At 70.3% G+C, this 23,590-nt stretch carries 17 protein-coding genes; 3 read left to right on the top strand and 14 right to left on the bottom strand.

Going from position 1 to position 23,590, the window contains the following annotated elements; all coding sequences use genetic code 11:
• Window positions 1-6: 6 nt before the first annotated feature.
• The 9 genes from JYA75_RS04840 to JYA75_RS04800 all read right to left on the bottom strand — a co-directional run bounded on the left by JYA75_RS04840 (window position 7) and on the right by JYA75_RS04800 (window position 14,211).
• Entirely contained in the window at window positions 7-726 is a 720-nt protein-coding gene (locus JYA75_RS04840; RefSeq protein WP_168580449.1) for a haloacid dehalogenase type II, read from the bottom strand.
• A gap of 61 nt (window positions 727-787) precedes the next feature.
• Window positions 788-2,083 (bottom strand): helix-turn-helix domain-containing protein, encoded by a 1,296-nt coding sequence (locus JYA75_RS04835; protein ID WP_050036186.1) that lies wholly within the window; start codon window positions 2,081-2,083, stop codon window positions 788-790.
• Window positions 2,076-3,503 carry an NAD(P)/FAD-dependent oxidoreductase gene (locus JYA75_RS04830; RefSeq protein ID WP_072636720.1) on the bottom strand — a complete coding sequence of 476 codons (1,428 nt, stop codon included), beginning with the start codon at window positions 3,501-3,503 and terminating at the stop codon, window positions 2,076-2,078. The genes JYA75_RS04835 and JYA75_RS04830 overlap by 8 nt, the downstream gene beginning before the upstream one ends.
• On the bottom strand, window positions 3,500-5,299 hold the full coding sequence (locus JYA75_RS04825; RefSeq protein ID WP_043800981.1) for a DUF3556 domain-containing protein: 1,800 nt from the start codon (window positions 5,297-5,299) through the stop codon (window positions 3,500-3,502). The genes JYA75_RS04830 and JYA75_RS04825 overlap by 4 nt, the downstream gene beginning before the upstream one ends.
• 87 nt (window positions 5,300-5,386) lie before the next feature.
• Window positions 5,387-6,847 carry an AMP-binding protein gene (locus tag JYA75_RS04820; RefSeq protein WP_043800984.1) on the bottom strand — a complete coding sequence of 487 codons (1,461 nt, stop codon included), beginning with the start codon at window positions 6,845-6,847 and terminating at the stop codon, window positions 5,387-5,389.
• Window positions 6,848-7,005: 158 nt separating this feature from the next.
• Complete coding sequence (locus JYA75_RS04815; protein ID WP_185713327.1) at window positions 7,006-8,490, bottom strand: amino acid permease; 1,485 nt, start codon at window positions 8,488-8,490, stop codon at window positions 7,006-7,008.
• 170 nt (window positions 8,491-8,660) lie between these two features.
• A complete protein-coding gene (locus JYA75_RS04810; RefSeq protein ID WP_102800242.1) occupies window positions 8,661-10,034 on the bottom strand; it encodes a permease in 1,374 nt (457 codons plus the stop codon).
• Between the two features lie 155 nt (window positions 10,035-10,189).
• Window positions 10,190-12,151 carry a hydantoinase B/oxoprolinase family protein gene (locus JYA75_RS04805; protein ID WP_168580451.1) on the bottom strand — a complete coding sequence of 654 codons (1,962 nt, stop codon included), beginning with the start codon at window positions 12,149-12,151 and terminating at the stop codon, window positions 10,190-10,192.
• Window positions 12,148-14,211 (bottom strand): hydantoinase/oxoprolinase family protein, encoded by a 2,064-nt coding sequence (locus JYA75_RS04800; RefSeq protein ID WP_029546737.1) that lies wholly within the window; start codon window positions 14,209-14,211, stop codon window positions 12,148-12,150. Before JYA75_RS04800 ends, JYA75_RS04805 begins: the two co-directional genes overlap by 4 nt.
• A gap of 120 nt (window positions 14,212-14,331) precedes the next feature.
• Here JYA75_RS04800 and JYA75_RS04795 point away from each other — a divergent pair, with 120 nt between their 5' ends.
• Both JYA75_RS04795 and JYA75_RS04790 read left to right on the top strand, forming a co-directional pair.
• Window positions 14,332-15,882, top strand: a complete 1,551-nt coding sequence (locus JYA75_RS04795; protein ID WP_029546738.1) for a PucR family transcriptional regulator — start codon at window positions 14,332-14,334, stop codon at window positions 15,880-15,882.
• Between the two features lie 28 nt (window positions 15,883-15,910).
• Entirely contained in the window at window positions 15,911-17,461 is a 1,551-nt protein-coding gene (locus JYA75_RS04790; RefSeq protein WP_185713328.1) for a PucR family transcriptional regulator, read from the top strand.
• Window positions 17,462-17,522: 61 nt separating this feature from the next.
• On the opposite strand, the gene JYA75_RS04785 is transcribed toward JYA75_RS04790, so the two are convergent.
• A complete protein-coding gene (locus JYA75_RS04785; protein ID WP_185713329.1) occupies window positions 17,523-17,804 on the bottom strand; it encodes a type II toxin-antitoxin system RelE/ParE family toxin in 282 nt (93 codons plus the stop codon).
• Window positions 17,801-18,085, bottom strand: a complete 285-nt coding sequence (locus tag JYA75_RS04780) for a type II toxin-antitoxin system Phd/YefM family antitoxin (protein WP_230304376.1) — start codon at window positions 18,083-18,085, stop codon at window positions 17,801-17,803. The genes JYA75_RS04785 and JYA75_RS04780 overlap by 4 nt, the downstream gene beginning before the upstream one ends.
• Before the next feature lie 409 nt (window positions 18,086-18,494).
• On the opposite strand from JYA75_RS04780, the gene JYA75_RS04775 reads away from it, so the two are divergent.
• The gene (locus JYA75_RS04775) at window positions 18,495-19,649 is read left to right on the top strand and encodes a hypothetical protein (RefSeq protein ID WP_185713330.1); all 1,155 of its coding nucleotides are present in this window, start codon (window positions 18,495-18,497) and stop codon (window positions 19,647-19,649) included.
• A gap of 112 nt (window positions 19,650-19,761) precedes the next feature.
• Here the strand turns inward: JYA75_RS04775 and JYA75_RS04770 are convergent, their stop codons facing one another.
• From JYA75_RS04770 to JYA75_RS04760, 3 genes are read right to left on the bottom strand one after another with little or no spacing between them, the layout of a single operon-like run.
• Entirely contained in the window at window positions 19,762-20,877 is a 1,116-nt protein-coding gene (locus tag JYA75_RS04770) for a CoA transferase (protein WP_203329748.1), read from the bottom strand.
• Window positions 20,874-22,340 carry an aldehyde dehydrogenase family protein gene (locus tag JYA75_RS04765; protein WP_168580456.1) on the bottom strand — a complete coding sequence of 489 codons (1,467 nt, stop codon included), beginning with the start codon at window positions 22,338-22,340 and terminating at the stop codon, window positions 20,874-20,876. The genes JYA75_RS04770 and JYA75_RS04765 overlap by 4 nt, the downstream gene beginning before the upstream one ends.
• A gap of 32 nt (window positions 22,341-22,372) precedes the next feature.
• Complete coding sequence (locus tag JYA75_RS04760; RefSeq protein ID WP_006932150.1) at window positions 22,373-23,566, bottom strand: acyl-CoA dehydrogenase family protein; 1,194 nt, start codon at window positions 23,564-23,566, stop codon at window positions 22,373-22,375.
• Window positions 23,567-23,590: the final 24 nt, after the last annotated feature.

Here is a 23,590-nt window from a genome sequence, read left to right as displayed (position 1 = left end):
GCGCCGTCAGGCGTCGAGGCGGCGCGCGAGGTCGACGAGGTCGTCGGCGATCACGTCCCAGTCGTGTTCGGCGTGCAGGTCCGTGGTCTGGGCCGGGCCGTGTTCGGTGGGTCGCGCGAAGAACGCGGTCTTCAGGCCGCAGGCGCGCGCGGCCGCCAGGTCCTCGTTGTGGGCGGCGCACATGCACACCTCGCCCGGCTCCAGGCCCAGGATGTCTGCCGTGCGCAGATAGGCCTCGGGCATGGGTTTGTAGGCCTGGGCGACCTCCGCACCGAGGATGGCATCCCAGGGCAGACCCGCGCGCTTGGCGATATCGACCATCATGCTGACGTTGCCGTTCGACAGCGGCGCGACGACGAAGCGCTGCTTCAGCCGCGTGAGCCCCTCGACGGCGTCCGGCCACGGATCCAGTTCGTGCCAGGCACGGTTGAGCTGATCGAGTTCGTGCCCCGGTATGCCCGCCGGGTCGATGCCGAAGCGGCGCAGGGCGTCGTCCAGGTTCTCCCGGTGCAGCACGTCGAGACGCACGAAGGGCCGCCTGCCCTCGCGTACCGCCTGCATGGCCGGTTGGTAGCGCGCGCGCCAGGCATCCGCGAACTCCGCGGGTTCGACACTGCTCCCGTGACGAGCCAGGAACGGTGCCGCCGCGCGCGCGATGCTGGTGCGCCAATCCACCACACTGCCGAACACGTCGAAGACGAGTGCCTTCACGCCGGGCATGCTCATACGGTGCCTCCTGGAATCGACCGACCGTGCCGATGTTGTCACAGTCGGGATACCCGGCGCGTCAGCGCAACACCGCCTCCCCGAGGAACTCGCACGCCTGCAACGCCAGCGCGATGTCCAGCTTGTCGTGCACCGCGGGCGCGCGGGTCGGGTCGCCGAGGGCCTTGTTGATCCGGTACTTGACGGTGTTGCGGTGCAGGTTCAGCCGTTCGGCGGTGTGCAGGTGGCTCTCACCGGTGGCGAAGTAGGTGCCGAGCGTGACCCGCAGCATCGCGGCCTGCTCGGTGTCGTCGGCGAGCGGGCCGAGGATCTCGCCCACCCACGCCCGCGCGGCGTCGAGGTTGCGGGCGAGCAGCGACACCACGGCGACGCCGCGATCCCCGAACCCGATGACCCGCCGGGTGCACGTGGCCTGGGCCACCGCGATCGAATACGCGGCCTCGGCCTGTTCGTGCGAGCGCCGGAAACCGGCGAGGCCGGAGCCGGGCAGGCCCAGCGCGAGGCGGCCGGCGGGATGGGATCGGACGACGGAATCGAGTGCTGCCGTGTCGATCGTCGGCCGGTGCCGATCGAACGGCAGCCAGGCCCACACCGTGCGCCGGTCGATGGCGGTGAGGATCGGCGGGGCATCCGACCCGAGGTGCACCGCCACCGCGCGCACCAGCCGGTCCAGGGGATTGATCGCGCCGTCCGCGGATTCGGTTGTCGTCCAGACGATCACCCCGACATGACAGCGGTCGAGCCGGTACCGGGTCTCCGCCTCGAACGCCGCGACGTCGGTTTCGGATCCGTCGACGAGGCCGTGGATGAGGGCGGAGTGCACGTTGCCGCGCACGGCCGACCACCGGCGTCGTTCCTTCTCGTACGCGTCGAACACGTACAGGGTGATCCAGTCGATGTACCGGTAGACCACCGCGGAGATGTGCTCGATGACGTCGAGTGTCACCTGCGGCGGGAGGTTCATCGACCGCACCTCGTCGAAGCACAGCCGCATGAGGTCGTTCTGTCCCATGTGGTACGCACGGACGAGCGAGTGCGACGGCACGTCGCGCTGCGCCAGCCGCAACGCATATTCCACTGCCGCCGTGGTGGGTTGGAGGTGTTCGGCGGGGATCTCGTTGGTGAGCACGTGGATGATCGTCGCGATGTTGCCGTGCACGCTCGCCTCGAGCAGCTCGACGAGATGCGGATCCTCGTCGAGGTGAGCGATCTCCCGCGCCATCATCGCGGTCATGGAACGGGTGATCTCCCGCTGGCGGGCGTCGAACCGGCGCGCGACCTCGGCGACGACGCGCTGAACCTCGTCGGCGGCCGACGGTGCGCCCGTCGACCGCCCCGAGACCACCGGCTCAGCCACGGCCGGCGCTCCGCAGGTGCCGCAGCGCCGATTCCGCGGCGTTGTAGCCGCACATCCCGTGCGCGCCCGCCCCGGGCGGGGTCGAGGCCGAGCACAGGTAGACCCCGAGAACCCCGGTGCTGTAGGGGTCCAGAGCAATTCGCGGCCGGAACACCACCTGCAGGTCGGCGTTGGCGCCGCCGATGATGTCACCGCCGACCTGGTTGGGGTTCTGTCGCGCGAGGTCGGCGGGCGCGGTGACCGCGGTGGCGACGATGCGGTCCCGGAACCCCGGGGCGAACCGCTCGATCTGGGCGACGATCGCGTCCGTCGCGTCGCCGGTGTAGCCGGCTGGGACGTGGGCGTACGCGTAGAGCGGATGCACGGAGCCGCGGGAGCGGGTCGGGTCGGCGACGTACTGCTGGCCGAGCAGCACGAACGGCCGCTCCGGCATGCGTCCCGTCGCGACGTCCCGTTCGGCCCGGGCGATCTCGGCGAACTCGCCGCCGAGGTGGACGGTGCCGGCCTTCCCGCATTCCGGGTCGGCCCACGGAACGGGACCGTCGATCGCGAAGTCGACCTTGAAGGCTCCGGGAGCGTGGCGGAACCTGCGGTAGGCCTTGGCGATCCGCGCGGGTACCGCGTCGCCCAGGATGCCGAGGGCGGCCTCGGGGGCGACGTCGAGGAGCACGACGTCCGCGGGCGGCAGATCCGCGGCACGGCGGACCCGGACCCCGGTGTGCACCTTGCCGCCGTGCTCCGCGAGCTGCGCGGTCAGTGCCCGCGCGATCGCGGCGGAGCCGCCCTCCGCCACCGGCCACCCGTAGCGATGGCCGGCGGCGGTGATCATCAGACCCACGGCGGACGTGGCGGGCCGGTCCAGCCGGTGGTAGGCGTGAGCGGCGACCCCGCCGAACAGGGCACGTCCCTTGGGGGTGCGGAACCAGCGGGCCGAGGCCGTGGCGGGCAGCAGGGCCCGGGGCCCGAACGCCGCCAGCCGCAGCGGGTGCCGCGGGACGTTGAGCACCGGCCGCATCAGGTCCGCGGCGAGCCCGTCGAACCCGGTTGCGAGGTCGGCGAACATCCGCCGCCACCGCGGGCCGTCCTCGCCGAGGCCGGCCGCGGTGACGTCGAGGGATCGGTGCAGCAGGGCTGCCTCGCCCCCGTCGAGGGGATGGGCGCAGTCGATCTCCGGCCACCGCCACCGCAGCCCGTAGCGATCGAGGCCGAGGGTCTGCAGGTAGGGGGAGCCGGCACCCATGGGGTGGAAGGCGGAGCAGTGGTCGTGGACCAGGCCGGGCACGGTGAGCTCGCCGGAGCGGGTGCCGCCACCGATCTCGTCGGCTGCCTCGAGAACCTGGACGTCCACGCCGCTGCGGGCGAGGTGGACGGCGGCAGCGAGCCCGTTGGGTCCGCTACCGACCACGACCGCCGTACTCACGCTGTGACCTCCCGCTGTGCGGCTGCCCGGTGGGCGCCCTCACGGTCCATTGTCCACTGCACGTCGAACGGGATGGGCCCGTTGGGCAACCAGGGCTGCTCGGCGACGGCGTCGGCGACCCTGTAGGTGCCGCGTTCGATCACGCCGAGGGCCGCGTCGATCACCTTGTATTCCTGGGTGCCCTTGTGGATCGGCTGGGATTCGATCCAGGCGACGACGAACTCGCCGGGCGCGAAGTTGCAGCGCCGCTGGATCGCGGCGATCAGGTGCTCGTTGTGCAGGTGCCCGTCACCGAAGTTGAAGGCGACGATCGAGTTGCAGGAGAACTCGGCCTCGCGCAGGTCGTAGGTGTCGATGTCGTCCCCGAGGTGGCGCATCATCAGGGAGATCAGCGCCCGGCCCTGGCTGTGCATGGACCGCCAGCCCAGGAGCTGGTGCATCACGACGTCCGCGACGTCGGCGGGGTAGGTCGCGAGCAGCTGGGTGCGGGTGTTCTCGGCGGCCCGCACGATGTGCCGGTTCAGCTTCTCCTCCGCACCCGGGGCGAACGCCCAGGTGGCCGAGGCCCAGTTGCCGGCGTACTGCCGCATCGACGGCAGGAACGAGACCAGGTCGGGGCGCAGGTTGCCGAGGACCGGGAAGAAGCACAGCGCGGCGGTGATCGCGCCCGCCAGCCACAGCGACGACATGTCGGTCACGGCGTAGCCGTCCCAGGCGGGGAAGCCCCAGAACAGGAAGACCGTGGCGTAGGCGAACAGCAGGTTCCATTCCAGCGGCACCGCGAGCGGGAACGTCGAGGCGATGAAGAAGTGGAACGCCACCATCAGCAGCACCGCGAGCAGCGTGAGCGTGCGGTTGGTGGAGAACAGCAGCACCAGCGGGGTGACGATCTCGACGAACGTGCCGAGGACGTGGGCGACGCCGCTGCCGAGGTGCGAGGGCCGCAGGTCGTTCGGGAAGCTGCGGTAGTGCATGCGCTTGACCCGCTTGGACAGCATCCACGGGGTGTTGCTGATCATCGGGGGGACCACCATGGCGAAGTGGCGGCCGAACTTGGAGACGCCGGCGCCGACCCAGACGGTGACGATGAGCAGCTTGAAAGCCACGATCATGTCGACGAAGGGCAGGAAGGTGAAGAACACCATCGCCGGCAGGTACTGCTCGCTGCGGGCGGCGATGAAGATGACCTTGTCCCGCAGGCCGATCACGATCAGCAGCACGATCAGCGGCGCCACGACCGCGGGGCGGACGAGGCCGGCGTTGTCGGCGACGAGCGCGTCGACGGAGGCGGAATGCACACCCGGAAGAACGACGGCGACAATCAGATTGGCGAGCAGAAGGGCGTAGAGCGCCACGTCGCCGACGGTGCGGCGGTCACCGGACGTGCCGGGCACCTTGCCCGGCCACGGTGGGAGCCGGATCGTCTCGGGCTTGAGCCAGTACCGGAAGCCACCGGTCATCGGCTTGAAGTGCCCGGCGAGCGGCCCCCACGACCCGGCGAGACCGAGCGCCTCGAGCAGCACGGTCCACAGGATCAGCTTCTGGTAGACGATCGGCTGGTTCCACCACGACGAGACGTCGAGCCACGACAGGCCCGAGGTCAGCGTCGCCAGGGCGGTGCCGGCGCCGATGTAGAGGAACAGCAGCTTGAGGATGTAGACGGTGTGCACCATTTTCGGCGTGCCGAATCCGTAGTCGACCCAGTGGGTCGACATGGCCCGCAACCGATCCCGGAACGGGAGGTCGCGGAACGTGGCGGGGTCCACTTCCGGGAAGTGGCCGGTCTTGAAACCCATGGGAATTCGCCTTTCGGGTAGGGGTTGCCGCCCCACCGGCCCGGGGCCGGCGAGTCGGGGTGGAGCGTGTGGTGTCCTCGGGAGCGGTCAGGCGTGCACGGGAGCACCGTGGCTGCGCCGCAGGCCGGGTTTGTCGATCTTGCCGACGGGGTTGCGCGGCAGGGCGGCGACGACGTGCACCTCGGCGGGCACCTTGACCCTCGTCAACCGCTCGGCGAGGTGGGCGAGCAGTTCGGAGTCGGTGACGGTCCGCTCGGGATAGGTCACGACGTACGCGACGGGAACCTCGCCGTACACCTCGTGCGGCGCGCCGATCACGGCGGACTCGAGGACCGCGGGGTGCGTGGCCAGGGCGTTCTCGATCTCCTTGGGATACAGGTTCTCCCCGCCGCGGATGATCATGTCCTTGATGCGGTCGACGAGGGTGAGGTATCCGTCCTCGTCGAGCCGGCCGACGTCGCCGGTGTGCAACCAGCCGTCGACGACGGTGCGGGCGGTCTCCTCGGGTCGGCCGAGATAGCCGCGCATCACGTTGGGCCCCTTGATGAGCACCTCGCCGGTGGCCCCGGCCGGCAGGTGCCGCCCGTCGGGTCCGGCGATGGCGATCTGCTGGCCGGGCAGCGCGGGGCCGACGGTGCCGAGCTTGCGGGGGCCGTCGATCGGGTTGCACGCCGACGCGCAGGTGCCCTCGGTGAGCCCGTAGCCCTCGACCACGACCAGGCCGAAGCGCTGCTCGACCCGATCGAGAAGTTCCTTCGAGATCGGGGCCGCGCCGCAGATCGCGAAGCGCAGCGACGAGGTGTCCACCGGGGTGTCCAGCGGCTGGGAGACGAGCAGGGCGTAGATGGTGGGCACGGCCGAGAAGTAGGTCGGCCGCAGCCGTGCCACGTCGTCGAAGAACCGGGCCGGGGAGAACCTGCCGGTGATGCTGAGCTGCGCCCCGGCCAGGATCGGCGCCAGGAAGCTGACCGCGATCGCGTTGACGTGGAACAGCGGCAGGATCAGCAGGCAGTGGTCGGCCTCGGTCAGCTGCAGGTGCGTGCGGAACGAGTCGGCCATGAACTGCAGGTTCGCGTGGGCGAGCTGCACGCCCTTCGGGCGGCCGGTCGAGCCGGAGGTGTAGATCAGCAGGGCGGTGTCGTCGGGACGGGGATCGGCGCCGGCCGACCATCCGGCCGGCGGGGCGGTAGCCATGTCGTCCACGTGGATCAGCGGGCGGCCGCCCGACGGGGCGTCGGGACCGGCGCCCAGGACGAGTACGGCTCCCGCATCGTCGATCTGGTACTCGGCCTCGGTCGCGGTGAACGCGGGATTGACGGGGGTGGCCGTCGCACCCAGCCGCCACGCCGCCATGAGGGCGACGAGGAGTTCGGCCCGGTTCGGCAGCATCACCGCGACGACGTCACCCGCAGCGATCCCGTGCTGCTGGAGTTGCGCCGCGAAACCGTCGACTCTGCGGGCAAATTCGGCGTAGGTGAGTTCCCGGTCGTCGTCCCGCACGCAGGGCCGGTCCGATTCGCGGTGCCACACCAGATATTCGATCGTCACTACCGTCGGTCCTTTTCTCTTCGGCTGACCACAACGGTAGTGACGGGGATCACGTCCCGACTACGGCCTCGCGGGCTCGAGTTCCGACGGGGTGTTGTCCTCCGAGCACAACACCGCGCCGCCGGCTGTCGTTGCAGCCGGCGGCGCGGAGCGGATCGTCAGTGGGCCGGATTGCCCGAGGGGGCGGGCTGCGGCCCGCCGGGTCGCGGCTCCGCGTCGACGTGCATCGCCCGGGCCAGCGCCCTCTCCTCCGGCGGGGTGGCCCGTTCGCCCCCGCGCCGGCGCAGGTACCGGGTCTTGAGGTGGTACGCGGCGACGATGACCGCGAGCGCGATCAGCGACTGCACCAGTTCGGCGCGGGCGCCGGTGAACCACATGCCGACGAGGATCGCGACGATGACCGCCGTGACGACGACCGGCAGGACCGGGTAGAGCCACACCCGGAACTGCAGGATCTCCGGCGACGTGCGTTCCCAGCGGCGGCGCAGCACCAGCTCCGACAGGCAGATCATGATGTACACGAACAGGCAGATCGCACCGGACGACGTGACCAGGTACAGGAAGATCGTGTCGGGCCAGACGTAGGCCGCAACGATGCACACGTATCCGACGAACGTGCACGACAGCACGCCCTTCAGCGGGACACCGCGGGAGTTGACGGCCGTCATCCACGCGGGTGCGTCGCGGTGGGCACCGAGCACGAACAGCATGCGCGAGGCGGTGTAGAGCCCGGAGTTCAGGCACGAGAGCACGGCGACCAGCACCACGAAGTTGAGGATCTCGGCGGCCCCGGGGATGCCCAGGACGTCGAGGGCGGCCACGAACGGGGATTCGCCGACGACATAGCTGTCCCACGGCAGCATGGTCACGAGCAGGAACGTCGCGCCGACGAAGAACGCCAGGATCCGGAACACGACGGTGCTGGTGGCGCGGCGGATCGCCGCGGCCGGCTCCTTCGACTCGGCCGCGGCGATCGTGACGAGCTCGGCCCCCGTCATCGAGAAGATGACGGCGACCACCCCGACCATGACGGGGGTGAAGCCGTGGGGCAGGAAGCCGCCGTGTGCGGTCAGGTTGCCGAAGGACAGCTCGGCCCCGGGCCAGACGCCCAGCACGTAGAGACCGGCCAGGACGAGGAACGCGATGATCACCGCGACCTTGATCCCGGCGAACCAGTACTCGGCCTCGCCGAAGTTGCCGACCGACAACAGGTTCACGACGGTCATGATCAGCAGCAGGCCGGCGGCCATCAGCCACAGCGGCACCCCGGGGAGCCAGCGGCCGAGCAGGGTGGCCCCGACCACGGCCTCGATCCCGACGACGACCACCCAGAAGTACCAGAACAGCCAGCCGGTGGCGAAGCCTGCCCAGTTGCCCATGGCGTCGCGGGCGTATTCGGTGAACGAGCCGGTGCAGGGCTTGGCGACGGCCATCTCCCCGAGCATGCGCATGACCAGGAAGACGATGAGCCCACAGATCAGGCAGGTGAGGATGGCGCCGGGGCCGGCCTGGCCGATGATCGCGCTGATCCCCACGAAGAATCCCGCGCCGATCACCCCGCCCATGGACAGCATGGTGAGATGGCGCTTCTTCAGCGCGTGACCCAGGGTGTCGGACCTTTCGGCCGGTGAATCGGTGTGCACGGCACTCCCTTCGAGACCTGGTGTGCGGCGCCGTGGGGTGCCGGTTCCGGCGTCCCGGCGGCGCTGTCGCTCGGATGGGAGAACCCTACGACCGCAATGTGACCCACGACATGTCCGTGATGTACACAATCGTGGGTCACACCCGCCGTCGGGGCGATTGTCCGTCGGATTCAGACCGGCTGCGCCTCATCCGGCGCCGCCTCGGGTGCCTGCGACGTTTCGGGTCCCTGCGCCGCCTCGGGTTCCGAGGGCGCACGATCCGTCACCCGCGGGGTGAGCAGCACGTAGCTGCCCGCGGCCAGCAGCACCGTCACCACCGGGGCGAGCTGCGCCCACGTCGCGCTGACCTCCTGCACGGTGAGCGCGATGCCGGCGACCGAGGAGATCAACCACGCCAGCGCCCCACCGGACGCGGTGCGGGGCATGGCGTGGCCCCGATCCCGCAGCACGTAGACCACCGCGATCGCCACCCAGGCGGTGATCAGCACGCCCTGCCAGGCGAGGGCCTGCAGCAGGTACCCCAGCACGTCGGTGAGCATGAGCAGGTATGCGAGCACGGCGGTGACCACCACCCACACCGCTCGGGGCACGTCGATGCGCAGTGCCCGGTGGACGAACACCTGGAGGTTGGTGGAGGCGAGATAGAAGTTGGCCGAGTTGATGCGGGTCTGGGACACGATGATCAGCAGCACCCCCGCGAAGCCGAGGGAGCCGACGACCGCCTCGACCACGCCGGTCTCGGTTCCGGCGATGTCCCAGGCGCCGAGGAGATAGAGGCCGACGAGCCCGTTCACACCGAAGGTCAGCGCATAGAACACCCAGCCGAAGGTGACGGTGCCGTGGAAGGCGGCGTCGGTGCGGCGACCGAGCCTCGCGTAGTCGAAGGTGTACATCATCAGCACCCAGACGCCCATGTAGACGAGGTAGGCGGTGAGCCAGCCCGGAAGCGGACCCGATGCCACCGTGGCGGTGAGCCATCCGGTGGGGTAGCCCTGGCGCACGGTCGCGGCCACCACGACGGCGACCATGCCGACGAGATAGAACGGCAGCAGGATCCCGTTGAGCTTGTCGAGCCACGCGGCGACACCCCCGATCACCACGGGAATCATGTACACCGTGCAGAGCAGGTACCACAGCCTGATGTCGCCGCCGAAGTACTCCTGCAGAGCCACGGCGACGATGGAACCCTCGAAGACCCCGTAGTAGAGCGCGGTGGCCGCGAACAGCGCCGGGGCGAGCAGTGAGCCGACGGCGCCGAACATGCGCCGGGACAGCAGCTCGACCGACAGGCCGGTGTGGATCGCATAGCGGGAGAGCACCAGATTGACGACGCCGAAGGTGGCGATCGAGGCAGCCATCCCGGCGAGGGTGGCCGGTACCCCGACCGCGCCGGCCGAGGCAACCGCGATGTAGAGCCAGAACATGGCGCTGAACATGGCCCACCAGGCCATCGTCAGCGACCAGCGGGACAGACGCCCGGATTCGGGCACGATTTCCCGCTCCGCGGGGGATCCGGGAGCAGATTCGGTGAGGTGATCGGACATGGGGTCGCCTCTCGGGGGGAGGGAATCCGAACCGGCGCAGGGGCGCACGACCGCCCGCAGCACCGGGGGCGGGAGGTTCGGCAGGGGAGCTTCGAGGGAGGGTGGAGAGCGCGAAACCCGTTGCGGGGCAGCGGTGAAACTGCCCCGCACGGGCTTCAGGACCAGTGCGCGACGGAGCGGGTCCGCAGCAGATCGCGGAACTGGGCGGTGGTCGTGGGCAGCAGCTCGCCGGTACCCCAGTCGACGATCACGCCGTAGCGGCGCACGAGATCGAGCATGGACAGCTCACCGCTGCGGTAGCGGCCGGCGACGGCTTCGGGGTCCTCGTCGAGCCAGCCCTTGCGCGACACGCGGATCTCCTCGCGGACGCGCTCGGTGGCGTCGTGGTCGAGCTCGTAGCGGTCGATCTCGGGGTCCACCGGCACGACGACGACGCCGTAGTCCAGGGCGGCGCGCTCGACGGAGACGTACCCGTCGATCACGTCCTCGAGCACGGCCTCCGGGTCCCGCTGCAGCGGATCCCCGTAGCCACCACCGCCCGCCGACGGCCGCTCGAACGAATCTCCGGACTGGACCGGCACATTCGAGAACACGGACCCGAGGAAGCGCTCCTCGGGGGTGCCGCGGTTGAGCCACACACCGTGCGGGATGGACGGCAGGCCGCCCTCGATGCCCCAGGTGACCGAGCGGGAACGGTCACAGCAGTACGACATCACGCTGCTGTCGCTGTCGGTGAGGATGCCGCCCTTGGACAGGCCGCACCCGCCGCGGTATTCCCCGGGCCCACCGGAATCGGTGATGATGGCGTGCTCGCTGGTCAGCACGGGGGTGAGGCGTTCCTGCCCCTCGCACGGCTGCACGGCCAGGCCGATACCGAACACCGGTGCGGTGGCGCTCGATCCGTCCTTCGAGCTGCGTCCGCCCCAGCCGCCGGCCATCCAGTCGTACCACATGAAGAACGGCCGGTCGTCGGTGCGGGCGTCGCGGCCGCCGACGAGCAGGTACTCGAGGTTGAACGAGCACGCGATGGCGCGGGAGGGCACGACCTTCGACCACAGTTCGAAGATCGCGTTCATGATCTTCTCGTAGGGACCGGAGCAGAACCCGGTCACCGCGTGTGGCCAGCCCGCGTTGACGACGGTACCCTCCGGTCCGAGGTCGGTCCGGATCGCGTTGTACAGGCCCGAGTTCAGCGGCACGTCGGGGAAGAACGACTTGGTGCCCGCCACGATCCCGGAGAACGCGGTGCCGTAGCCGCTGTTGAGGAAGCTGGCGACCGCCGGTGCGCTGCCGGTCAGGTCGTAGCTGAGCTGGTCGCCCTCGATCGTCATGGTGACGCGGATCGGGACGAGCCCCTCGGGCCGGGCGGGATCGGAGTCGAGGTAGTCCTCGGTGGTCCACGTGCCGTCCGGCAGGTCGGCGACCCGGCTGCGCACGATGCGCTCGACGTAGTCCTGGACCTCGCGCATCGCGTCGGTGACGGTGCCGCGCCCGTATTTGTCGACGAGTCGGTGGATTTCACGTTCACACACGCCCGTGGCCTCCGCCTGGGCGTGTAGGTCGCCCATGCTGATCTCCGGCGACCGGGTGTTCGCGACGAGCAGTTTCGCGACGTCCGCCAGGAATCGGCCCTCGTGCCACACCCGGACCGGGGTGATCCGCAGGCCCTCACCGAAATGCTCGGTGGCGGTCACGTCGAACGACCCGGGGACGCTGCCGCCGATGTCGGCCCAGTGACCCTTGTTCTGCGCGAAGGCGATGAGGACGCCGTCGGCGAAGATGGGCCGGACGAAGCTGACGTCGTTGAGGTGGGTGCCGCCCCGGTAGGGGTCGTTGACCATGAAGATGTCGCCGGGGTTGATGTCGGAGCCGAATTCCTCGAGCACGGCCTTGCACTGGAAGTGGAGGGTGCCCACGTGGACCGCGATGTCCTGGCTGCCCTGCATCACGGTGTTGCCCTCGGCGTCGCAGAGCGCGGAGGAGAAGTCCCGCGAGTAGATGACGAACGAGTAGCAGGTGCGCAGGATCTGCTCGGACATCAGGTCGACCGAGGTGGCGAACGCGTTCTTGAGGACCTCGAAGGTGACCGGATCGAGGGTGGGGGACGTGGTGGTCATCGGGTCTCCTGGATGTCGATGCGGATGTTCGCCCACTCGTCGATCGTGGCGGTGGTCCCCGGGGGGACGACGGTGGTGGAGTCGAGCTGGGTGATCACGGCCGGGCCGGGGATGCGCGTACCGAATTCCAGTGTGTCGCGGTCGAAGACGGGGGTGTCGAGCCGGCCGCGCGCCTCGTCGAAGTAGACGTTGCGCCGCTCGACGGGCGCCGGCTCCGCGGTGGTGGGTTCGGAGGTGCGCGGGAAGTTCGGCTTCGGCGTGGTGCCCACCGCGCGCAGCCCGATCTGGTAGATCTCCACGGGTGTGTCGTCGCGCCGGAACGAGTAGTCCCGTTCGTGCTCCTCGTGGAACCGCTCGACGGCCTCCGCGAGGAAGCCGGGGCCGCTGCCGGCCGCGACGGTGAGCGAACGCCACTGCCCCGCGTAGCGCATGCTGATATGACGATCGAGGACCATCCGTTCGGGTTCGACCCCCTCGTGGCGGAGACGCTGCGTGCCCTCCTGCTCGAGCCGCAGGAATTCGCGCTCGAGCGCGGTGGTGTCGACCTCGTCGACGCGGCCCTGGAACATGGCCGACAGGTCGTGCCGGATGTCGACGAGCAGGCACCCCTGCGCCGAGGTGATGCCCGGATGGGGCGGCACCACGACGGTCGGAATGGACAGTTCCTTCGCGAGGGCCGCGCCGTGCAGGGCGCCCGCGCCGCCGCAGACGACGAGGACGAAGTCGCGCGGATCGTAGCCGCGCCGAATGGACAACAGCCGCACCGCATCCGCCATGTTGGCGTTGGCCACCTGGATGATGTTGCCGGCCGCGGTGTCGGCGTCGAGACCGAGCGGTCCGGCCACGCTCTGCTTGATCGCGTTCTCCGCGGCCGCCACGTCCAGGGTGAGGCCGCCGCCGATGAGGGTGGTGCCCAGGCGGCCGAGCAGCACGTTGGCGTCGGTGTTCGTCGGCTCGGTGCCGCCGCGCAGGTAGCAGGCGGGTCCGGGGGAGGCGCCGGCCGACTGCGGCCCGTTGCGCAGCGAGCCTGCCTCGTCGAGCCAGGCCAGCGATCCGCCGCCGGCGCCGATGGTGAGCACCTCGATGCTGGGGAAGGAGATGGGGAAGCCGTACTCGACCTGCCACTGCTTGGTGGTGCGGACCTCGCCGTCGTAGACGAGCGAGATGTCGGTGCTGGTACCGCCCATGTCCAGGCCGATCGCGTTGGGGTATCCGCAGCGGGTGGCGATGTCGGCCACGGCGATCGCGCCGGCGGCGATGCCGGAGGCGGCGAGCCGGACGGGATACTTCTCCACCATCGCGGGGGTCATCGAGCCCCCGCCGGAATGGAGCAGGAGCAGGTCGCCGTCGTATCCGTCGGTGCGCAGCTGCGCTTCGAGCCGGTTGACGTACCCGCTGACCAGGGGTGCGAGCACGGCGTTGGCGACGGTGGTGGAGGCGCGGTCGTACTCGAAGATCTCGGGGAGGATCTCGCTGGAGGTGGAGACGGTGACGTCGGGCAGCTCGGCCTCGAGCAGTGCCCGCACGCGCTGCTCGTGTGCGCTGTTGACGTAGCTGTTGATCAGGCACACCGCGACGGTCTTGATGTTCTTGCGGCGCAGGATGCGGGCGATCTCCCGGACCTCCGACTCGTCGAGCGGGGTGACGACCTCGCCGGCGTAGTCGATGCGTTCGGTGACCTCGTACCGATCACGGCGGCGGATGTAGGGGGTGCCGACGTCGACGTACGTGTCCCACAACTCGTCCTTGGTGCCGTCGCGGATCTCGAGCACGTCGCGGAACCCGCGGGTGGTGACGAGGGCCGCGGGCGGGAAGTTGCGGGTGATGAGCGCGTTGGTCGCGACGGTGGTGCCGTGGGAGAACAGGGTCACCTCGGTCAGGTCGATGCCCGCGGTGCGCACACCGTCGATCACGGCGCGCATGGGATCGTCCGGGGTCGAGGGAACCTTCGCGATGCGGGTGGTCGATGCGCTCTCGTCGAAGATGCACACGTCCGTGAAGGTGCCTCCGACGTCCACGGCGACGCGCAGGTGGGGATTGCGGGATGTGATCATCGTCATACTCCTGGGTCGGGTGGAACCCAGTATTCGGCCTGGTCGCGGGGCCATCAATTGGAGAAAGTGAATCGAGTTCCCCGAATCGTTGGAGATCTTCACACCCATGGGAGAAAGATGTCGGGCATGCTTCCGGACCGTTTCCGGCTCGTCGACCTGCTGCTCGAACCCGACCTCGGGCTCCGGCTGGCGACCGATGCCGACCCCAACGTGGGAATCACCGGCGCGCACCCGATCGAGATCGAGAACCCGACCCGGTGGCTGCGGCCGGGGTCGATGATGCTCACCACCGGCTCGCGCTTCCCCGGCCACGAGCACCCGCAGCAGGCCTATCGCGAACTGATCCGCGAGCTCGTGGGGTCCGGCATCGCCGCGCTCGGGTACGGCGTCGGGGTGATCACCGACGACGTCCCCCGGCCCCTGCTCGACGAGGCCGAGCGCCATCGGTTCGCCGTGGTGGCGATCCCGCCGGAACTGCCGTTCATGGAGGTGGTCGGACGTGTCAATGCCGCGGCGCAGGCGCAGGACTCGATGCTGCTGCGCCGCACGCTGCAGATGCAGAACCACCTGCTCGAGGCGATGACGGCCGAGTCCCCGGAGGCCGACCTCGTGGCCCGGCTCGCCGGGCTGCTCCGCAGCAGCGTGGTCCTCTACAACGAGGTCGGCGACGTCGTGGCCTCGGCGGGTGGCGCACCGGTGCACCTGATCCGCAATCAGCTGCGCGGCCGGGACGGCCGGCTGCTGTTCCGGGTGGGCCGATGGTCGGTGAGCGCGCACTCGATCTCGCCGGGCGGCCAGCACTATTGGTTCGCCCTCGCGTCCAAGAGCAACGAACTCACCGATCCGCTCACCGCGCCCGCCGTCGAGGTGTCGCTGAGGCTGCTCAACACGATCGAACGCACCCGCCAGCGCGCCACCATCGAGAACCGCGCGCGGCACGCCGCACTGGTGCGGGCGCTGGCGTCGGGCGATCCGGCCGATTCCGACACCGTCCTGGACCAGCTCGAGATGCTGCGGTTCGGCCCCGAGCCCGATATGCGGATGCTGGCCTTGTCCGCCGCACCCGACTACGACAACCGCCGATGGGTGTTCCGGGCGAACTCGCTGCTCGATGCCGTCGAAACGGACGTGTCCGGGCTGGCCCGCGACATCGGGCTGACCCTGCTGCTCGCCCGGGGCGAGGGGGGCCTCGTCGGAGTGGTCCCCGCCCGGGCGGAGGCTCTCGACTCCTGGTCGAACAACCTTCCACAGGGGTTGACGTGCGGCTCGAGCGAGCCGTTCACCGATCCCGCGCGCGGGCCCGACAAACTGCGCGAGGCGCGCTGGGCGCGACGGGCCGCCGAGCGGCTCGGCCGCAGCACCCAGCGCTTCGAGGACGTGAGCCTCGCGGACTGGTTGCTGGCGGGCCGCGACCCGGGGCCCGCCCTCGCGCGCGCCACCGCGGTCCTGGCCCCACTGCTCGACGGCCACGACGACCTGGTCGATTTCCTCGTGCTCCACCTGGCCCGGGACCTGGACGTGGGGCGGACGGCGCGGGAGCTGAACCTGCATCCGAATACCGTGCGGCACCGGGTGAAACGAGTCGAGGACCTGCTGGGCCGGTCCCTGCGGTCCCCCCGGGACGTCACCGACGTGCATCTGGCCCTCGAAGTCCTCGCCGAACACCCCACCTCCTAGCCGCCCGGTGCGGGGAAGGATCGTCATCATGGCCATCACCGTGCGTCGGCTCACGACGCTGCCGGAGCTCGGGCTCACTCTCGTGGCGGGTCGCGACGGAGCCGACCGTGTCATCGAGTGGGCGCATCCGATCGAGCTTCCCGACCCCACCCCGTGGCTCTCGGGCGGAGAGCTGGTGATGACCACCGGACTGGAGATCGGCGCCGGCGCCGACGAGCAGTTCGCGTACCTCCAGGGTCTGGTGGGGGCCGGCTGCGTGGCCTTGGCGTTCGACACCGGCACCCGGTTCGACCGCGTGCCCGACGGTCTGCGCGCCGCGGGTGACGCGCTGGGGTTCCCGGTGCTCGCCGTGCCCGCCTCGACGCCCTTCATCGCCATCACCCGGGCGGTCATCGACGAACTGACCGCCGACCAGGTCCGCGCGGTGCAGCGGGTCGTCGATCAGCAGGAGCGGCTGGCCCGGGCCACACTGCGCGGAGGTGTGCCCGCGGTCGTGACCGCGCTCGGTCAGGCCCTCGCCGGAGTCGTCGCCGTCGTCGACGCCGACGATCGCGTACTCGCCGAATACGGGTCCGACACGACGCGGGCGGTCCGGCATGCGCGCGGGGTGGCGGAGTCGGCGTCCCGATCTCCGCGGCGGCGGCAGATGAGCAAGGTGCTGGCCGACGCCGCCGGGCACTACACCGTTCAGAGCATCGCGGCGGCCCAGGACCTCTACGGATACCTCGCCGTCGGCACCGCGGAGCCGCTCCCGCCGGCCGACCGTCTGCTCCTCGCCCACGCCGTGTCGCTGATCTCCATCGAGCTCGGCAAGCCCGCGAAGGTGCAGAGCGCAGAACAGCGGCTGCGGGCCGTCGTCACCCGGACACTCTTCGACGCACCCGAACGCATGGACGCCGGCCTGCTCCGCTATTTCGGGTTCGAACCGACCGACACCGTCGCCGTCGCCGTGCTGACGGAGGTCGGCCCGCTGCTGCCGGCGGAACGGCAGGTCGGCGCAGTCCTCGCCGCGGAGGGCGTACCCCATCTGGCGGCCTCGGTCGGCACGGATGTCGCCGTGGTTCTGCCGGCCGACCGGGCACGCGAGATCGCGACCCGGGTCCAGGACCGGGTCCGCGCGCAGCTCGGCCGGCCGGTCCGGTGCGGGCTGGGCGGTCCGTGCGGCGTGAAGGACGCGAACACCAGTGTGCAGCAGGCTCTCTCGGCGGTCAGGGCAGCGCGGAACGGGGGCCGGACACCGGTGGAGTTCGCCGAGCTCGGTACCTTCTCGGTGTTGCTGGGCATGCAGGACCCGGACGCGCTGCAGGCCATCGCCCGCACCGGACTCGAAGCACTCGATGCCTACGACGCGAAGCACGGATCGAGCGGAAGACTGGTCGAGACCCTCGCCGCGTACCTCGAGCACAACGGCCAGGCCGAGAGCACCGCCGCCGCGCTGGGCATCCACCGGCACACCCTGCGGAACCGGCTCGCCCGCATCACCGAACTCACCGGCCGCGACCTCGACTCGATCCACACCCGGGTGGAGTGGTGGCTGGCCGTCAAGGCCCGGGAGATGCTGGACGGCCGTGGCGGATAGGTGCCGACGTCCGGTCGCAGCGCCTCGACGAGATCCTCACCCCGGCCGCGCCCCGGAAGATTCAGGTGCGGTACGCGTCGGCGCGGTGGGAGATCGCGGTGACTCGGACCTGGCGGGTGTTCTCGTCGATCAGGTACAGCACCCGGTAGGAGCCGCGGCGGGCGGAGCAGGCCGGTGCCAACGGTGGGGCGAGTTGGTTGCCGACCCGGTGCGGGTTTTCGAGGAGGGGTCCGGTGAGGAACTCGTACACCGCGGCGGCGACCTTCTCGGGCAGGGTCCGCTCGAGCGCACGAGCAGCGGTACGGGCCACGATCAGGGTGTAGGGCTCGCCGGGAACGCTCACTCGTCGCCGGGCTTGCCCGCGGACATGATCTCGGCGAGGGATGCGGCATCGAGGCTGTCCCCGGCCTCGATCTCGGCCATTCCCGTGAGGTGGTCGGCAAGCAGGGACTTCTCGGCCAGCACGGCAATGGTCTCGCGCAGCGCGTCGTAGTCGTCGGCACCGAGCAGCACCGCGGCCCGGTGCCCATTTCGGGTGATCTCGAACCGCTCGTGGGTGCGCTCGGCCTCGTCGACCAGACGGGAGAACTGCGCCCGCGCCTCGGCCACCGGAAGAGTCGTCATGTACATAATTGTAGCCAACATTTCGGCTGACCGCTGCGACCTCGACTCGATCCACACCCGGCCGGAGTGGTGAGCGGCCGTCGAGGTCCGGGAGATGCCGGGCGGCCGTGGCGGACGATCCGGACCCGAGCGGGGGATGCAACGCGGCGCAACAGTTGTGGCGCGCGATCGTTTCGAGTGTGCTCCGAGTCACATTCTCACGAGTCGCATTCTCACGGGAAGGACACTCCGATGCTCCACGCTCCCACGGCCGGTCCCGAACTGCGCCGGCGGAGCTGACGAAGAACCCTCGAGGACACGGTCCGCGATCCGGCAGCCGACTCCGGCCACCACACCACTCACCGATCTCCTCGGCCGACGTTCCCCTCGCCCCTCGTTTCGAGGGCATCACAGAAGGTTTCGGTACCCCATGCCCGAACGCTCGCACGCCGACACGTCCCCGGGGTGGCTCGGATTCGGTGTCGCCAACACCGCCGTGATCACCACCGCCTCCGTCGCGGCGTGGTATCTGCTCGCCGACCCGCGGCTCAGCCCGTTCGACCTGTATCCGTTGCCGTTCAACGCCGCCCTGTTCTGGGCCCTGCTGTTCGTCGTGTGGGCCGGATTCAACCTCGAACTCTGGGGATTCGACCGGCTACGGCAACCCTGGCGCGGCATTGCGTTCCTCGGCGCCGCATCGGCTTTCGCCGTCGTTGTCACGTATGCCCTGGCGAGCGGAATCGGCCACCTGTATCCCGACTACGCGGCCGCGCGTCCCGACGGCCTGGGCTACTTCACGGGCGCGTTGTTCGTCCTGTTCGGCTTCTCCACGTGGGTCCTGGTGGTGCTCAACTGGGGACACTGGCCGTGGACCGATCTGGGCCTGAAACAGCCGTGGGTCGGCGCCTGCGAGATCGTCTCCCTCCTCGTCCCCACCGCACTGCTCTATCTCGTGTTGGGTGTACCCGCGGTCTCGGAGACGGTTCGGGAGGGCACAGCACTGGTCGGCATCGACACACTGCTCGGCTGGTACTACTCGATCATCGTCGCGATCGTGCTCACCGGACAGACCTGGGAGAACTGGCCGTGGCGGCTCGCCGGCAGCCGCATGCGGGTCGCACTGGTCTCGACGGTCGGCAACATCGCGCTCGGCACCGTGCTGTTCGCGGCACTGCGCGCCGTGTGTGTGGTGCTCGTCGGTCCCGGCACGGCAGCCGAACCGGGCTTCCCGCTCGATCAGTTCCCGGCCCAGCTGGGCGTGTGCTGGGTCGCATGGATGATTCTGTGGGCCAACGCCTTCGGCAACAGGCCGACGGGCGGCGGGGCCGTGGTGAACCTGCTGTCCCGCGCAGCGATCACGTTCGCCCTCGCCGTGACCACGTTCGTCCTGTACTACTACGTGATCGCCGAGATCGTGCTCCACGAGCCGGCCGTCGCCGGCGGCCTGCACGGCAACGCCCTCGGATTCATGGACTTGTTCGCGTTGGTGACGCTCCTGTACGTCGTCGGCTTCGAGTCCTTCGGTCTGCGACGGCCCGCAGCCACCGTTCCCGCCCCCGAGGATCGCGCCGTCGCGCATCCCTGATCGAGGGAGGGGACGGACGACGGAGGCGCCCGCCGTTCGGTTCGGTGCGGCACGACGCCCGTCCCGCCGCGGCCGGACGCGACGGGACGGGCACTCCTCCGGTTCCTGCCGGTCAGTCCGCGGCTCCACCCAGGGGTGGCGGGGCCGAACGGTACCGGACCGGAGTCCTGGAGAAGCTCAACGGATTTCCGACCTGCGGCGTGGCGCTTCCCGGCACGGACACCACGGCGTCGAGGCCGAGACGCCGGGCGAACTCGAATGCCTCGGCGACGTCGTTGATGGGTCCGGCCGGAACACCCACGCGGGAGAGTTCGTCGTACCAGTGGTCGGCCCCGGCCGTGACGAGGATCGAGGTGATCTCGGCGCACAGTTCCTCGCGGTGTGCGACGCGCAGCGGGTTGCTGCGGAAGCGCGGATCGGTGGCCAGCTCCGGCGCGCCGATCGTCTCGGCGAGCCGCGTGAACTGCTTGTCGTTGCCCACCGCCAGCGCCAGCGGCCGGTCCTTGGTCGTGAACACCTCGTACGGGGCGATGCTGGGGTGCCGGTTTCCGAGGATGGCGGGCACCACCCCGGCACCGAGGTACGCCGACGCCTGATTGACGAGCGACGACAGGAGCGCGGAAAGAAGGTTGGTCTCGACGCGCTGCCCCTCGCCGGTGCGCTCCCGATGATGCAGAGCGGCGAGGATGCCGGCGAGGGCGTGCAGGCCGGTGAGCACGTCGACGACCGCGACACCCACCTTCGTCGGCGTACCGGCCTCGGGTCCGGTGATGCTCATGAGCCCACCGACGGCCTGCACGAGCAGGTCGTAGCCCGGCAGGGCCGCTCCGTCCCCGCTCCCGAACCCGGTGACGGAGCAGTAGATCAGCCCCGGGTTCACGTCGAGCAGCTCGTCGTAGCCCAGGCCGAGCCGCTCCATGGTGCCCACCCGGAAGTTCTCGACCACGATGTCCGCGCGCGCCACGAGCCGGCGGGCCTCGGCGCGGCCGTCCTCCGACGCGAGGTCCAGGACCACGGAGGTCTTGTTGCGGTTCACCGAGTTGAAGTACGTAGCCGAGCCCTCGTCGTCGTAGGGCGGTCCCCACGCGCGGGTGTCGTCGCCGGTGCCGGGACGTTCGATCTTGACGACCTCGGCACCCATGTCCGCGAGCATCATCGTGGCGTAGGGGCCGGCGAGGACCCGGGTGAAGTCGGCGACGACGATGCCGTCGAGTGCGCCCCTGCTCATGCGATCGGCCTCCCGCCGCGAAGGTAGACGGTCGTGGTGTGGGTGAAGAACTCCCGTGCGGCGCGGCCCTGTTCCTTCGGGCCGTACCCGCTCTTCTTCGCGCCGCCGAACGGGACGTGCGGGTCGGCGCCGGCGGATTCGGAGTTGATGTGCAGGATGCCCACGTCCAGGTCGTCGAGTGCCCCGAGGGCGCGGGTGAGGTCCTGGGTGAACACCGCCGCCGACAAGCCGTACTCGCTGTCGTCGGCGAGCGCGAACGCCGTCTCGGCGTCGGCCGCCCGGCACACGGCCAGTACGGGCCCGAACAGTTCCTCGCGCCACACGTCGAGCCGGGTGCCGGGCAGCTCGAGCACGGTGGGCGGCACGTAGAACCCGGCCGCCAGTTCACCGTCCTCGTAGGGCCGGCCCCCGCACAACACTCGGGCACCCTGGCGTACCGCCTCGTCGACCCCCGCCCGGATCGACGCCCGCGCCGCGGCGTCGACCACCGGACCCATGTGGACGTCCTCGTCCAGGGGATTGCCGACGGTCCACTTCCCGATCCGGGCGACGAGTTCACCGACGAACTCGTCGGCGACGTCGTCGGTGACGATGAGCCGGGAGGTCGCCGTGCACTTCTGCCCCGACGACCGGAACGCGCCGAGCAGCACCTGTTCGGCGGCGAGATCGAGGTCCGCGTCGCCGAGCACCACCGCCGCGTTCTTGCCGCCCATCTCCGCCTGCACCGGCACCCCCCGGGCGGCTCCCGCCGCCGCGAGGCTCCGGCCCACCGCCGTGGAACCGGTGAAGGTCAGCGCGTCGACACCCGGATGGTCGGCGATGCCGGCGCCGACCGCCCGGCCACCGATGACGAGGTTGAGCACCCCCGGCGGCAGGCCGGCGTCGGCGAGGGCCTGCATCAGCCGCATGGCCAGCAGCGGCACGGTGCCCGCCGGCTTCCAGACCACGGTGTTGCCGTAGGTCAGTGCCGGGGCGATCTTCCAGGCGGGGATCGCGATGGGGAAGTTGAAGGGGGTGATGACCCCGACCACGCCGACGGGCTTGCGCGCGACCAGGATCTGCTCACCGCGGCGGGGGGAGGCGAACATCTCGCCGGCCTCCCGGTCGCCCTCGCCGCCGTAGAAGCGCAGGATCTGGGCCGCGCGGAGCACCTCGGCGACGCCTTCGCCCCGCGTCTTGCCCTCCTCCCGGGCAAGTTCCGCGCCCCACTGCGACGCGGACGATTCGACGACGGCAGCCGCCCGGGCGAGGACGGCACCGCGCTCGTGCGCCGGGGTTTTCGCCCATGGCCGGGCCGCGGCGCGCGCGGCGGCCACGGCCCGGTCGACGTCGTCGCCCGTGGCCGCACGACCGCGGGCCACGGTGACGTCCGGCTCGGCGGGGCTGATGCTCGCCAGGGCCTCGGCCCCGCCGTCGAACCACTCGCCGTCGATGTAGTGCTGCAGCAGAACGGGTGTCGTCATCGTGTGTCCCTTCGACGCTTCGACGGTGCGGGTCAGCGGAATGCGGCGTGACCGGTCAGGGCGCGGCCGATCGAGAGCAGGTGCATCTCGCTGGTGCCCTCGTAGGTCAGCACCGACTCGAGGTTGTTGGCGTGCCGCAGCGGCGAGTACTCGAGGGTGATGCCGCTGGCGCCGAGAATGGTCCGGCATTCGCGGGCAATGGCCAATGCCTCGCGCACGTTGTTGAGCTTGCCGAGGCTGATCTGCTCGGGGGTGACACCGGACTCGTCCTTGAGGCGGCCGAGGTGCAGTGCGAGCAGGAAGCCCTTGCCGAGCTCGAGCGTCATGTCGGCCAGCTTCTCCTGGGTGAGCTGGTAGGCGGCGAGCGGGCGGTCGAAGACCTCCCGGGAGGCGGCGTAGTCCAACGCGGTCTCGAGGCTGTTCCGGGCCGCGCCGAGCGCGCCGAACACGATGCCGAACCGGGCCTCGTTGAGGCACGACAGGGGAGCCCCGAGGCCGCGGGCGAGGGGAAGCTCGGCCGAGCCCGGCAGGCGCACGTTGTCGAGGACCAGCTCGGAGGTCACCGAGGCCCGCAGCGACAGCTTGCGGTGAATCCTGTTGGCGGTGAAGCCGGGTGTGTCGGTGGGAACCAGGAACCCGCGGACACCCTCGTCGGTCTGGGCCCACACCGTGGCGACGTCCGCGAGATTGCCGTTGGTGATCCACATCTTGGTGCCGGTGAGGATCCAGTCCGAACCGTCCCGGCGGGCGCGGGTGCGCATTCCCGAAGGGTTGGACCCGAAGTCGGGTTCCGTCAGGCCGAAGCACCCGATGGCGTCTCCGGAGGCCAGGCGGGGCAGCCATTCCTGCTTCTGTTCGTCGGATCCGTAGCGGTGGATGGAGAACATCGACAGCGAACCCTGCACCGAGACGAAGCTGCGGAATCCGCTGTCGCCGGCCTCGAGTTCCAGGCAGGCCAGGCCGTAGCTGACGGCGTTGGTGCCGGCGCAGCCGTACCCGTCCAGGTGCATGCCGAGGACGCCGAGGGCGCCGAACTCCTTCGCCACTTCCTTGGGCAGCGTCGCGGATTCGAACCAGTCGCCGACCTCGGGGACGAGCCGGGTCTCGACGAAGCGGCGGACGGTGGCGGCGATGTCGCGTTCGTCGGCGTCGAGCAGTGTGTCGGCGCCGAGGAGTTCGAGCGGTCGCAGCGGACCGGTCGTGCGGGCGGGTGCGGTGGTGGTCATGTGCTGGTCCTCGCGGAGTAGGGA

Source organism: Rhodococcus sp. PSBB066 (genome assembly GCF_017068255.1).
In the GTDB taxonomy this organism is placed as follows: Bacteria; Actinomycetota; Actinomycetes; order Mycobacteriales; family Mycobacteriaceae; genus Rhodococcus; species Rhodococcus aetherivorans.
Note: the sequence above shows the minus strand (reverse complement) of the source record. Positions and strands in the feature narration are given on the sequence as shown.